9 protein-coding genes and 1 riboswitch are annotated in these 13,198 nt (G+C 72.1%); of the genes, 1 reads left to right on the plus strand and 8 read right to left on the minus strand.

What is annotated here, in order from left to right:
• Nucleotides 1–83: 83 nt before the first annotated feature.
• The 7 genes from eno to NQU55_RS24035 all read right to left on the minus strand — a co-directional run bounded on the left by eno (nucleotide 84) and on the right by NQU55_RS24035 (nucleotide 7,679).
• Nucleotides 84–1,364, minus strand: a complete 1,281-nt coding sequence (gene eno, locus NQU55_RS24005) for a phosphopyruvate hydratase (protein WP_058046615.1) — start codon at nucleotides 1,362–1,364, stop codon at nucleotides 84–86.
• Between the two features lie 276 nt (nucleotides 1,365–1,640).
• Entirely contained in the window at nucleotides 1,641–2,396 is a 756-nt protein-coding gene (locus NQU55_RS24010; RefSeq protein ID WP_168091128.1) for a LysM peptidoglycan-binding domain-containing protein, read from the minus strand.
• 3 nt (nucleotides 2,397–2,399) lie between these two features.
• Nucleotides 2,400–2,580: riboswitch (cyclic di-AMP (ydaO/yuaA leader) on the minus strand.
• Nucleotides 2,581–2,840: 260 nt separating this feature from the next.
• A complete protein-coding gene (locus NQU55_RS24015; protein ID WP_168091129.1) occupies nucleotides 2,841–3,965 on the minus strand; it encodes a transglycosylase family protein in 1,125 nt (374 codons plus the stop codon).
• Between the two features lie 113 nt (nucleotides 3,966–4,078).
• Nucleotides 4,079–5,371 carry a cytochrome P450 family protein gene (locus NQU55_RS24020; protein ID WP_168091130.1) on the minus strand — a complete coding sequence of 431 codons (1,293 nt, stop codon included), beginning with the start codon at nucleotides 5,369–5,371 and terminating at the stop codon, nucleotides 4,079–4,081.
• A 126-nt stretch (nucleotides 5,372–5,497) separates the two neighbouring features.
• Complete coding sequence (locus NQU55_RS24025) at nucleotides 5,498–5,941, minus strand: DUF6479 family protein (protein WP_168091131.1); 444 nt, start codon at nucleotides 5,939–5,941, stop codon at nucleotides 5,498–5,500.
• A gap of 82 nt (nucleotides 5,942–6,023) precedes the next feature.
• On the minus strand, nucleotides 6,024–6,986 hold the full coding sequence (locus NQU55_RS24030; RefSeq protein ID WP_168091132.1) for a nucleoside triphosphate pyrophosphohydrolase: 963 nt from the start codon (nucleotides 6,984–6,986) through the stop codon (nucleotides 6,024–6,026).
• A gap of 72 nt (nucleotides 6,987–7,058) precedes the next feature.
• Nucleotides 7,059–7,679: a SurA N-terminal domain-containing protein gene (locus NQU55_RS24035; RefSeq protein ID WP_168091133.1), complete on the minus strand. Its 621-nt coding sequence runs from the start codon at nucleotides 7,677–7,679 to the stop codon at nucleotides 7,059–7,061.
• Nucleotides 7,680–8,100: 421 nt separating this feature from the next.
• On the opposite strand from NQU55_RS24035, the gene NQU55_RS24040 reads away from it, so the two are divergent.
• Complete coding sequence (locus tag NQU55_RS24040) at nucleotides 8,101–9,579, plus strand: DUF2079 domain-containing protein (RefSeq protein WP_168091134.1); 1,479 nt, start codon at nucleotides 8,101–8,103, stop codon at nucleotides 9,577–9,579.
• Between the two features lie 27 nt (nucleotides 9,580–9,606).
• Here NQU55_RS24040 and mfd read toward each other — a convergent pair whose 3' ends face one another.
• Nucleotides 9,607–13,140: a transcription-repair coupling factor gene (mfd, locus tag NQU55_RS24045; protein WP_168091135.1), complete on the minus strand. Its 3,534-nt coding sequence runs from the start codon at nucleotides 13,138–13,140 to the stop codon at nucleotides 9,607–9,609.
• Between the last annotated feature and the right edge of the window lie 58 nt (nucleotides 13,141–13,198).

A 13,198-nucleotide genomic window follows, 5' to 3' on the forward strand; every position in this document is an offset into this window, starting at 1 on the left:
GCCGGGGACGTGGTGAGGCTGCTCCCCTGAGGCCGTGTCAGCCCCGGGAGCTTCCGCCCCCGGGGATTCCGGCCCCCGGAACGTCAGCCCTTGAAGCGCGGGAAGGCGCTGCGGCCGGCGTAGACCGCGGCGTCGTCCAGGATCTCCTCGATGCGCAGGAGCTGGTTGTACTTGGCGACGCGCTCGGAGCGGGCCGGGGCGCCGGTCTTGATCTGGCCGCAGTTGGTGGCGACGGCCAGGTCGGCGATGGTGACGTCCTCGGTCTCGCCGGAGCGGTGGGACATCATGCACTTGAAGCCGTTGCGCTGGGCCAGCTCGACGGCGTCCAGGGTCTCGGTCAGCGAGCCGATCTGGTTGACCTTGACCAGCAGGGCGTTGGCGGCGCCCTCCTCGATGCCGCGGCCGAGGCGCTCGGGGTTGGTGACGAACAGGTCGTCACCGACGAGCTGGACCTTGTCGCCGAGCTTCTCGGTGATGGTCTTCCAGCCGTCCCAGTCGTCCTCGAACAGCGGGTCCTCGATGGAGACGAGCGGGTACGCCGCGACGAGCTCGGCGTAGTAGTCCGTCATCTCGGCGGCCGTGCGGTCCTGGCCCTCGAACTTGTAGACGCCGTCCTTGTAGAACTCGGAGGCGGCCACGTCGAGCGCGAGCGCGATGTCCTGGCCGGGGGTGTAGCCGGCCTGCTTGATGGCCTCGAGGATGAGGTCGAGGGCCTCGCGGTTGGAGCCGAGGTTCGGCGCGAAGCCGCCCTCGTCGCCCAGACCGGTGGACAGGCCCTTGGTCTTCAGGACCGACTTGAGGGTGTGGTAGACCTCGGTGCCCCAGCGCAGGGCCTCGGAGAAGGACTCCGCGCCGATCGGCGCGATCATGAACTCCTGGATGTCCACGTTGGAGTCGGCGTGCGACCCACCGTTGAGGATGTTCATCATCGGAACGGGCAGCAGGTGCGCGTTCGGGCCGCCCAGGTAGCGGAAGAGCGGCAGGTCGGACGCCTCGGAGGCGGCGTGCGCGACGGCCAGGGAGACGCCCAGGATGGCGTTGGCGCCGAGCGAGCCCTTGTTGTCGGTGGCGTCCAGGTCGAACATGGCCTGGTCGATCAGGCGCTGCTCGGTGGCGTCGTAGCCGACGAGCTCCGGGCCGATCTGCTCGATGACGGCGAGGACGGCCTTCTCGACGCCCTTGCCCAGGTAACGGTTCTTGTCACCGTCACGGAGCTCGATGGCCTCGAAGGCACCGGTGGAAGCACCGGACGGCACGGCGGCACGGCCCGTGGAGCCGTCGTCGAGGCCGACCTCGACCTCGACCGTGGGGTTGCCTCGCGAGTCGAGGATCTCGCGAGCTACGACGACGTCGATAGACGGCACGTGCGTCTCCTTCGTGTGTGTCTGTGGTTCTGCAGCACGAGCCTAACGGGCCCCGGAGGCTCGCCTCGCCGTTGGATCGCCTTCCCGGGCCGAAAAAGCCTAAAAAACAGCACAAAAGCCCAGAACACCGTATGTATGGCGGATCCGGAATCCGAACGGCGATCCGGAAACGGCTGAGCCCCGCTCCGGTGCGCGCTCGGGGCGGCGCATCGGAGCGGGGCGGTCCCGCCGGGAGCGGAGAAGGGCGGCCCACCGGAGTGGACCGCCCTGCCCGGATCAGCTGAGGTGCAGCTTCTGGCCGACGTAGATCACGTCCGCGTCCTGGACGATGTCCTTGTTGCGGTCGTACAGCTTCTGCCAGCCGCCCTTGACGTGCTGGGCCTCGGCGATCTTGGAGAGGGTGTCGCCCTCCTTGACCTCGTACTCGCCGTTGCCGACCTTGTAGGACTGCGCCGAGTGGCCCGGGGCGGTCCGCTTCTGGGCCGGGGCCTCGTCGCGCTCGGTGGCCTGCGGGGCGGTGCGCTGCGGCGCGGCCTTCTTGGGCGCGGCCTGGCGCTCGCTGCGGTCCGCGTGGGACTTGCCCGAGACGGTGCCGCCCGTGCGGGAGGACTTGGTGGACTTGCTGACCGAGCCCGAACCGGACGGGTCGACGTTCGCCTTCGGGCCGCCGGCCGTCAGGCCGCCGGGACCGGCGCAGCCCCAGGCGCCCGGGCCCTGCATGGCGAGCAGCCGCTCGGCCACGGCGATCTGGGCGCTCTTGGAGGCGTGGTCGGCGCGGTCGGCGTACTTCTGGCCGCCGGCGGCGTTCCAGGAGGACTGCGAGAACTGCAGACCGCCGTAGTAGCCGTTGCCGGTGTTGATGGACCAGTTGCCACCGGACTCGCACTGGGCGACCTTGTCCCACGTCGAGACGGAGGCGGCGTTGGCGGAGGTGGCGACCATCAGCGGGGCGGCGACAGCTGCACCGGTGACACCGGCGAGCGTGAAGATGCGGACGGCCTTGGACGGACGACGGTGCTTGCCCTTGGACATAAGTCGTTTCCTCACCGACGCCTGCGAGGTGAGCTGTCGGGTTCGGGCTGTGAGTTCGCCCGGCTTCGTGTGCGAGCACACTCGGCTTCACCCCTAGCCGGTCCCGGACCCGCGGCTTTCGCCGAGGAGCCGTTTCCGGCGCCTACCTTGGTTCCCCCGCTCCTGCCTACGGCGCTTGCGCGACGACTCCCCCGATCGCCGGCAGGATTCGGCGTGGCGACCGTGGTGCCCGCGGTGGCGAGCGGACACGACGGTAAACACAGTCGCGGCAAGGGTTCAAACCCCTCTTTCCAGCCACAGTTGCCCCTGGTTACCCAGGGGAACATCGCGTTTCCGCAGGTGAGAGACGGTTTGCCAGTTTCGGGAAGACCGCATTCCGCCACCAGGCAAAGAGACCCATGTCTCACTTTCGACTGGAACGGACATTCGCCGCGAACTACCGGTCTATTTACCGACCTCAAGCCTCTGACCAGGACGGATCAGGTCGGGATCGGTTCCGACCGCTTTCTCATTGCGCTGATACAGAGACTGCCAACCTCCCTTGACCGCATGCTGTTCGGCGATGACTGACAGGTTGTCACCGGGGCGCACGGTGTAGTCGGTGGGCGTGGGGCTGCCGGTGCGTGCATCGCCGCCGCCCCGCGACGTACGGCCCTCGTCCTCCGAACGCGACGGGTCGGCACGGTGCTTGCCCGTACCCGCGCCGCCCTCGCCGGGCGTCTGCCCCGCGGGCGAACCGGAATCGCCGGCAGCGGGCGTGGCCGAACCGTCCGGGATCCGGGCCGGGTCGTCCGTGGGGGACGTCGAAGGCTTGCGGTGCCGGCCTTCCTGCGGCTCACCGGACTTCCCGTCGCCCGGCGTGCCCGAGGGGTCGGGTGACGGCGCGTCGGACGACGGGCTGCCGGAGGGCCGGCCGGACGGCTGACCGGAGGACTGACCCGGCGACGGCTGACCGGTCGACGGCTGCCCCGAAGGCTGCTTGGAGGGGTCGGCCGAGGGGCTCGTCGAGGAGCCCGGCGACGGCTTTCCGGACGGCGAGGGAGACGTGGAAGCGTCGGAAGGCTTGCCGTGCCCGGAGGGCTCGGACGGCTCGGACGGCGTGGAGTGCGAAGTGGTGCGCTCCGGGGCGCGTGAAGGCGTCGAGTCGCTCGCGGGGGCGTGTGTGCCGCCCGGGTTGACCTCCGCCGGGGTCCCGCCCGAGGTGAGGCCCGCGCTCGCCGCGCAGCTCGACCAGGGGCTGGTGCCACGGCTCTCGAGGATCTGCTCGGCGACGGTGATCTGCTGCGCACGGCTGGCGAGGTCGGGCCGGGGGGCGTACTCGCGGCCGCCGTGGCGCTCCCAGAGGTCCTGGGTCAGCTGCAGTCCCCCGTAGGTCCCATTGCCGGAGTTGGCGCTCCACATGCCGTCGCTCTCGCACTGGGCCACCCGGTCCCAGGTGCCGGCGTCGGCTGCCGACGCGCCGGTGGCCGCCAGCAGCGGCATGGCGATTCCGGAGGCGGTCACCCCCGCGGCGACCACGATGGCGGGTATCTGACGGGGGCGGCGATGTCGGCCGTTTCCGGGTCTCATGGGCGGTTGCCTCTCGTTCGGCGGCGAATGGTGGTTGAAGATAGCGACGGCCCACCGGAGTCACAAGCCGATGTAGCGGAGGTCACGCCGAGATCACGCCGACTGACGCGAGGTCAGGCGGGCGACCCCTCCTGGGTGGTTGTGCCCGGAATGTCTTCAGGTGTAAAGGCCACGGGCAGGGTGCGCAGACCGCGCATGATGAGCCCGCCGCGCCACCGCAGCTCCTCCGGATCGGCCCCCAGCCGCAGGTCGGGAAGGCGCCGCAGCAGGGTCGCCAGAGCCGCCTGGCCCTCCAGGCGGGCGAGGGGCGCACCCAGGCAGTAGTGGATGCCGTGGCCGTAGCCGAGGTGCTGGTTGTCGCGCCGGGAGAGGTCCAGCGCATCGGGGTCGGCGAACCGCTCGGGGTCGCGGTCGGCGGCCGCGAGGACGACGAGGACGGGGTCGCCCTCGGCGATGCGCTGCCCGCCGATCGTCAGGTCCCGCGTGGCGAACCGCCAGGTCGCGAGCTCCACCGGTCCGTCGTAGCGGAGCAGTTCCTCGACCCCGGTCGCGAGCAGGCCCTCGTCGCCCTCGGCGAGGGCGCGCTGGAGGCGCTCGCGCTGCTCCGGATTGCGCAGCAGGGCGTAGGTTCCGTTACCGATCAGGTTCACAGTTGTTTCAAAACCCGCAAAGAGCAGGATGAAGGCCATGGCCGCGGCTTCGTCCTCGGTGAGGTGCTCGCCGTGGTCACTCGCCCTGATCAGACCGGAGATGAGGTCTTCACCGGGATCCTCCCGCTTGCGGTGGATCAGCTCGGTCAGGTAGCCCCGCATCTTCTTCACCGAGCGCGCCACTCCGCCGCGCGGCCCGCCACCGTGGCGGATCATCATTCCCGCCCAGTCCCGGAAGTCGTCCTGGTCCTCGCGGGGCACGCCGAGCATGTCGCAGATGGCGTAGATGGGGAGCGGGAAGGCGAACTCGTGGATGAGGTCGGCTTCCCCCCGGGTGGCGAAGCCGTCGATGAGCTGGTCCGTCAGCTCCTGCACCCGGGGCGCGAACTCGGCGACCCGGCGCGGGGTGAACGCCTTCGAGACCAGGCGGCGCAGCCGGGTGTGGTCCGGCGGGTCGATGTTGAGCAGGTGCGTCATCAGATTGGCGCTGCGCTCGCCCGGGATGCCGACCTTGCCCTTGCCGTGGGCGGACTCGGAGTGGTGCACGGGGTTCTTCGACAGGCGCTGGTCGGCGAGCGCCTGGCGGGCGTCGGCGTACCGGGTGACCAGCCACGCCTCCACGCCGCTGGGCAGGGCGGTGCGGTGCACCGGGGCGTGCTCGCGCAGCCACGCGTACGCGGGGTACGGGTCGGCGGCGAATTCCCAGGTGAAGAGGGGCGGGGCGGGCGGGACCGGCGAGGCGTTCTTGTCGTGCACCCCTTGACGCTACTAGGGGCGCGGCGGGGCGGCTCAGTGGCGGCGGGGGCCGCCGCTCAGTGGTGGGGCGAGCCGGTGCTCAGTGGTGATGGGGAGCCGGTGCTCAGTGGGGGGGGGAGCCGGTGCTCAGTGGTGGCCGGGGCCGCCGCTGCCGAAGCCGCCGCTGCCGCCCGGGTTCCACTTCTTGCGCTCCTCGCTGAGCTCCTCGGGGTGGCTGCCGGGGTTGCGCACCTCGTGCGGCAGCACCCGCTCCCCGTTCGCCTCGGGGTGCAGCTCGTCCGCTTCACGGTGCTCGGTGACGTAGCCGACCCGGTTCTCCTCGTCGTCGTTGTGCCCCGGCCCGTGGTCGGGCGAGGTGGGCCCGGTGTCGTGCTCCTGCCGCGTCTGCCAGGCGCCCTGCCTGCGCTGCGGCTGGGACGGCGGCGGCGGTTCCTCGTCGCGCTTCCGGAAGCCCTTGACCACGGCGACGATCAGCAGGGCGACGACGAAGAGGCCGACGATGAACTGGATGATCCCGCCGGCCCAGTGCGGGGCGGCGAGGTCGGCGAGGGGTACGTACTGAATGCGCATGCCATGCGGGTACCCGCCGACCGCCGGGACAAGTCGGTAAATAGGCTGAACGGGTTTCGGTGGCTCCCTCAGGGCGCAGCCGCTACACACCCTCCGCGGCGCGGATCGCGTCGCGGTACGTGCGGGCCGCGGCTCGCAGCGCCGTCTCCGGGTCCGTGCCCGCTGCCTCCGCCCGTACGGCCAGCGCCAGCAGCTCGTAGCCGATGCCGTCGCCGGCGGGCAGGGTGACGTCGAGGCCCTGCGAGCGCACCCGGGAGGCCAGCTTCGCGGCCAGGGCGAGCGCCGGCTGGCCGAGCGGCACGCCCTCGGTGACCGACTCGCGGCCCTTCTCCGCGTCCTTCGTGCGCATCCAGTGCGCGCGCACGTCCTCCGGCGTCTCCGCGGACTCCTCGCCGAAGACGTGCGGGTGCCGGTGGATGAGCTTGTCGACGATCACGCCGGCGACGTCGTCGACGGAGAACGGCTCGTCCGGGTCGTCCTGCGCGATCCGGGCGTGGAAGACGACCTGCAGCAGCACGTCGCCGAGCTCCTCGCGCAGCGCCTCGCGGTCACCGGTCTCGATGGCCTCCAGCAGCTCGTACGTCTCCTCCAGCGCGTACTTCGCGAGGTCCTCGTGGGTGCGGACGCCGCTCCACGGGCAGGCCACCCGGATCCGGTCCATGACCTGCACCAGGTCCAGCAGCCGGGCACCGGGCAGGTCGTACGAACCGGGCAGCAGCTCCAGCGCGGGCATCGTCTCCCGGCCGGAGCCGGCGAGCCGGGCCAGCCCGTCGGTGAGGGCGGACTCGCCCTCGGCGGAGGTGAGCACCACGGCGCTGCGCCGCCCGGTCGAGCAGAAGTCGACCAGCTCGCGCGCCGTGGCCGAGCCGTGCTCGACCTCGACGCCGGCCTCCCGCAGGTACGGCAGCTGCGGGTGGCCGGCGTCGGCGCACAGCACCCGGTCGGCGGCGCGGAGCGCCTGCCACGCGGGCCAGGACAGCAGCCCCGGGGCGACCCGGTGGCTGGTGGTGAGCAGGACGATGCGGCCAGGTGCGGAGTCGTTCACGCGATCGAGCCTAGGGGACCGGGCCGGGCGCGGCGCACGCCGGGCGCCGGCAGGGCACGAACCGGGCGCGCATCACGCCGGGCGGGCGGCCCCGGCCTCCGCGGCGGACCGCAGCCACGGCTCCAGCGCGGACTGCGCGGTGCCGCGCTTGCCGTCCCAGACCCCGTAGCGCGGATTGACGTCGACGTGGAGGGCGTCGGAGGTGCGCATCAGGATCTGGTTGGTGCGGGCGGCGCCGAACTTGCCGTCCAGCTTGGCGCGGACGAGGTCCACCGAGAGGGCCTGGTCGATCTGGTCGGGGGCGATGCCGAGGGCGAGGAACCGGGCGCGCACCGTCGAGGCCCCTCCGTTGGCGGCCTCGACGTCGGCGCGCTGGCGCTGCAGCTCCCGCCGGGTGACCGCGACGCCGTTGTCCTTGCCGGCCTTCTCCACGATCCGGTACTGGATGAGGCGGACCAGGGTGTCCTGGCCGAGCCGGGCGCTGTTCGCCGTCAGCTGCTCGCCCTGCGGGGAGGAGCGCTGCGCCTCGCGCACGTCCTCCACCTGGCGCTGCAGCTGCGAGACGGTGATCCGGTCGTCGCCCACGACGGCCGCGGCGCCCGGGTGGGCCGTCCGCGCGCAGGCGGTCAGGAGCGGGGCCGCTGCGAGCAGCGCGGCGGCAGTGACGGAGAGCGCGGTCCTTCGGCGGATCATGAAGCCTCCCGGCGGCGGTCGTGCGACGGTGATCGACCTGCGTTGATCGATGGTAGGGAGTCCGGGTGGCCCGGGCCACCGATTCGACCAACGATTCGCGCGGCGCCGGGATGTGCGGATGGCGCCGCGGAGCTCAGGCCCTGACCTGTCCGGGCCACTGCGCGGGGTCGACGGGGCGTCGGGCCGGCTCTCGAAGCGCGGCAGGAGCGCACGGTATTCACCGAGCGCCGCCACGGCCTCGCCGAGCTGGAAGACGACCGGCTCAACGGACGGGATCCGAGAGAAGAACGACACATTCCAGCCGAACCGCCCAAGGAGCCCGTTCGTCTCTCGGAAAGGGGGGCGGGCGCCGGTGAGGCTCCGCGTATCTTTTCCGACAGTCATCTTCTCGTCCCCCAGCCCCGGAACAAAGGACTCCCCCATGGACTCGGCCGCCGCCACCGTTCCAGCACCGGGCGGGCCCGCGGCCGAGGCAGCGCCCGGCGACCGGCCCCGCGCCACGGCCCTGCGGGCCCCACGCTGGGATCCCTTCTGGCTCGCCGGGATCCTCTTCGTCCTCTACGCCGCGCTGTCCGTGTGCCGGCACCGCCGCATGCTCACCATGTCGTGGGACCTCGGCATCTTCGAGCAGGCCATCCGCGGGTACGCCCACCTCCAGGCGCCCATAGCCGACCTCAAGGGCCCGGGCACCAACATCCTCGGCGACCACTTCAGCCCGGTCACCGCGCTCCTCGCCCCCTTCTACCGGCTCTTCCCCGGCCCGGTCACCCTCCTCGTCGCCCAGGCCGCGCTCTTCGCCCTGTCCGCGATACCGGTCGCCCGGCTCGCCGCCGGGCTCCTCGGCCGCAAGCGCGGGCTGGCCGTCGGCATCGCCTACGGGCTGTCGTGGGGCGTGCAGCGCGCGGTCGACTTCGACTTCCACGAGATCGCCTTCGCGATGCCGCTGCTCGCCTTCTCCCTCGAAGCGGTGGTGCGCGGGCGCTGGCGGGCCGCGGTCTGGTGGGCCGCACCCCTGGTCCTGGTCAAGGAGGACCTGGGCATCACCGCGGCGGCCATCGGCGTGGTCCTCCTGATCCGGCTGCGCGGCGCGAAGGCCCGCGGCGAGGGCGTCCCGCAGAGCGCGACCCCGCTGGCCGCCGGCCTGGTGGCCTTCGGCCTGGCGGCCGCCGCGATCACCTTCGGGCTGATCATCCCCGCCTTCAACACCAGCGGCGCCTACGACTACTGGAACAAGCTCGACGGCGGCGCCGGCCCCGCGCCCACGATCTCCGCCGACACCGCGATACGCACCCTGCTGTGGATCCTGCTGCCCACCACGGGGCTGCTGGCCCTGCGCTCCCCCGTCCTGATCGTCGCCCTGCCCACCCTGGCGTGGCGGTTCGCCTCCCACGACGACCACTACTGGGGCACCGACTGGCACTACAACGCGGTGCTGATGCCCATCGTCTTCATGGCGCTCACGGACGCCCTGGCCCGGGCCCGGGAGAGCCGCCGCCCGTGGCTGCGCTCCTCCGCGCAGCACATGCCCGGCGCGGTCCTGGCCGCCTCGCTCGCCCTGACCGCGTCCATGCCCCTCTACGCCCTGACCGAAGCCGGCACCTACCGCGTCCCGCAGAGCGTGCGCGCCGCCGAGCAGCTCCTGGACCGCATCCCGGACGACGCGACCGTCGAGGCGGACATAGCGCCGATAAGCCGCCTCGCCAGCCGGTGCAGGGTCTTCTGGATCGGCGACACCCGCGGCATCACGCCGGACTACCTGGCCCTGCGGCTCGCCGACGGCAAGACGCCGGAGGACCTCGTCACGGACGGCGAGCGGCTGCACCCCGGCGTGCGGTACGTCTTCCTCGGGGGCGAGGGGGGTTACGGGGTGCTCAAGAAGGCGGGGGCGGCCGCGTCCTAGCGCGGCCCGGCCCCCGGCTCCGGCCTCCTACGAGCCCAGGATCGTGGTCAGGAACTCGCCCGTCCACGCCAGAAGTTCCCGGCCCACCAGCGGCTTGCCGCCGATCTGGCGCGTCGCCGGGCGGGGGACGAGGATCTGCTTCGTGGCCGGCTTCATCACCGTGCGCGGGTAGAGGCGCTTCAGGCGCAGCTCCTGGGACTCGCGCAGCTCCACGGGGCCGAAGCGCACGTTGGAGCCCTGCAGGGTGATGTCGGAGACGCCGCAGGCGCGGGCGAGCATCCGCAGGCCCGCCACCAGTAGCAGGTTCTCCACGGGCTCGGGCAGCTTGCCGTAGCGGTCGGTGAGCTCCTCGCGGACGGCGCGGACGTCCTCCTCGCTGTTCGCGGAGGCGATCGCGCGGTATGCCTGCAGGCGCAGGCGCTCGCCGGGTGCGTAGTCGTGCGGGACGTGGGCGTCGACGGGCAGCTCGATCTTCACCTCCAGCGGTGCCTCCGGCTGCTCCTCGCCGCCCTCCAGGGAAGCCCGGTAGTCGGCGACGGCCTCGCCGACCATGCGGATGTAGAGGTCGAAGCCCACGCCCGCGATGTGGCCGGACTGCTCGCCGCCGAGCAGGTTGCCCGCGCCGCGGATCTCCAGGTCCTTCATCGCCACGTACATGCCGGCGCCCATCTCGGTGTGCTGGGCGATGGTGGCGAGCCGCTCGTGGGCGGTCTCCGTCAGGGGCTTCTCCGGCGGGTAGAGGAAGTAGGCGTAGCCGCGCTCGCGGCTGCGGCCGACGCGTCCGCGCAGCTGGTGCAGCTGCGACAGGCCGAAGTTGTCGCCGCGCTCGACGATCAGCGTGTTGGCGTTGGAGATGTCGATGCCGGATTCCACGATCGTCGTGGAGACCAGCACGTCGAACTTCTTCTCCCAGAAGTCGACGACGACCTGCTCCAGCCGGCTCTCGCCCATCTGGCCGTGCGCCGTCTGGATGCGCGCCTCGGGAACGATCTCGCGCAGCCGCGCGGCCGCCCGGTCGATGGACTCGACCCGGTTGTGGATGTAGAAGACCTGACCCTCGCGCAGCAGCTCGCGGCGGATCGCGGCGCCGATCTGCTTCTGGTCGTACGGCCCGACGAAGGTCAGCACCGGGTGGCGCTCCTCCGGCGGGGTCGTGATGGTCGACATCTCGCGGATGCCGGTGACCGCCATCTCCAGCGTGCGCGGAATGGGCGTGGCGGACATCGTCAGGACGTCGACGTTCGCCCGCAGCTTCTTCAGCTGCTCCTTGTGCTCGACGCCGAAGCGCTGCTCCTCGTCGACGATGACCAGGCCCAGGTCCTTGAACTTCGTCTCGGACGAGAAGAGGCGGTGCGTGCCGATGACGATGTCGACCGAGCCGTCGCGCAGGCCCTCCAGGACGGCCTTGGCCTCGCTGTCCGTCTGGAAGCGGGACAGGGCCTTCGTCACCACGGGGAACTGGGCGTAGCGCTCGGAGAACGTGCCGAAGTGCTGCTGCACCAGCAGCGTGGTCGGCACGAGCACCGCCACCTGCTTGCCGTCCTGAACCGCCTTGAAGGCGGCGCGGACCGCGATCTCCGTCTTGCCGTAGCCGACGTCGCCGCAGATCAGGCGGTCCATGGGGACGGACTTCTCCATGTCCTCCTTGACCTCGGCGATGGTGGTGAGCTGGTCGGGCGTCTCCGCGTAGGGGAAGGCGTCCTCCAGCTCCCGCTGCCAGGGGGTGTCGGCGCCGAAGGTGTGGCCGGGCGCGGCCATGCGCGCGGAGTAGAGCTTGATCAGGTCGGCGGCGATCTCCTTGACGGCCTTCTTGGCGCGCGCCTTGGTCTTCGTCCAGTCCGCGCCGCCGAGGCGGTGCAGCGTCGGGGCCTCGCCGCCCACGTACTTGGTGACCTGCTCCAGCTGGTCGGTGGGGATGTAGAGGCGGTCGCCGGGCTGGCCGCGCTTGGCGGGCGCGTACTCCACGAGGAGGTACTCGCGGGTGGCGCCCTGGACGGTGCGCTGCACCATCTCGATGTAGCGGCCGACGCCGTGCTGCTCGTGGACGATGTAGTCGCCGGCCTGCAGGGTCAGCGGGTCGATCGTCTTGCGGCGGCGGGCCGGCATGCGGCCCATGTCCTTGCTGGCGGACTTCTGGCCCGACAGGTCCGTCTCGGTGAGGACGGCGACCTTCAGGCCGGGGTCGACGAAGCCGTTGTCGATGCTGCCGCAGGAGACGTGGACGACCGACGGGGACAGCTCGGCGACATCGGCGTCCAGGCGGGCGGGGATGCCCTCGCCGCCCAGCACCTCGACCGTACGGGCCGCCGGGCCGTGGCCCTCCGTGACGAAGACGGTGCGCCAGCCGTCGGCCAGCCAGCCCTTGGTGTCGGCCAGGGCGCGGGCGGTGTCGCCGCGGTAGGTCTCCGGGGCGTGCATGCCGAGCTTGAGGGTGTCGCCGTCGAGCTCCTCGTCCGCCGCGAAGGGGCTCACCGACCACCACATCTGGCCCAGCTCGCGCGCGCGGTCGCGGACGTCCGCGATGCCCCACAGGGAGGCGGCGTTCACGTCGATCGGGGCCTCCCCGCCGCCGGCCGTGGCCGCCCAGGACGCCTGCAGGAATTCCTGGCTGGTGGCGACGAGGTCCGCGGCGCGGGTGCGCACGCGCTCCGGGTCGCACACGACCGTCATCGCACCGGCCGGGAGCACGTCCAGGAGCAGCTCCATCTCGTCCACCAGGACCGGGGCGAGGGACTCCATGCCCTCCACCGCGATGCCCTCGGCGATCTTGGAGAGGAGCTCGCCGAGCTCCGGGTGCTCCTCCGCCAGGGCGGCCGCCCGCTCCCGTACGCCCGCGGTCAGCAGCAGCTCGCGGCAGGGCGGCGCCCACAGGCCGTGCTCGGCGACCTCCAGCGAGCGCTGGTCGGCCACCTTGAAGTAGCGGATCTCCTCGACCTCGTCGCCCCAGAACTCGACGCGCAGCGGGTGCTCCTCCGTCGGCGGGAAGACGTCGAGGATGCCGCCGCGGACGGCGAACTCGCCGCGCTTCTCCACCAGTTCGACACGGGCGTACGCGGCGGCCGCGAGCGCGTCCACGACCTCCTCCAGGTCGGCGCTGCGCCCGCTGCGCAGACTGACCGGCTCCAGGTCGCCGAGCCCCTTCACCTGCGGCTGCAGCACGGACCGGACCGGCGCGACGACGACGCTGACCGGGCCCGCCGCGGGGTCGTCCTTGCTGGGGTGCGCGAGGCGGCGCAGCACGGCCAGGCGGCGGCCGACCGTGTCCGAGCGGGGCGAGAGGCGCTCGTGCGGCAGCGTCTCCCAGGCCGGGAACTCCACGACCCCGTCCGGCGGCAGCAGCGAGCGCAGCGCCGCCGCCAGGTCCTCGGCCTCGCGACCGGTGGCGGTCACCGCCAGGACGGGCCGCTTGGCGTCCCGGGCCAGCGCGGCGACGGCGAAGGGCCGGGCGGCGGGCGGGCCGACGAGGTCGACGTGCGGGCGGTTGCCGTCGGCCGCGGCCTTCACCGCTTCGGCGAGCGCCGGATCATTGACGACGGCGTCGAGCAGACCGTGCAGGCTCATGAAGGCTTTCCCGTCCCGGGGGTGGACAACGCGAACGGCCCGACGCGGGCCGTTCGGC

This window comes from Streptomyces telluris, assembly GCF_024519335.1.
Classification (GTDB): Bacteria; Actinomycetota; Actinomycetes; order Streptomycetales; family Streptomycetaceae; genus Streptomyces; species Streptomyces telluris.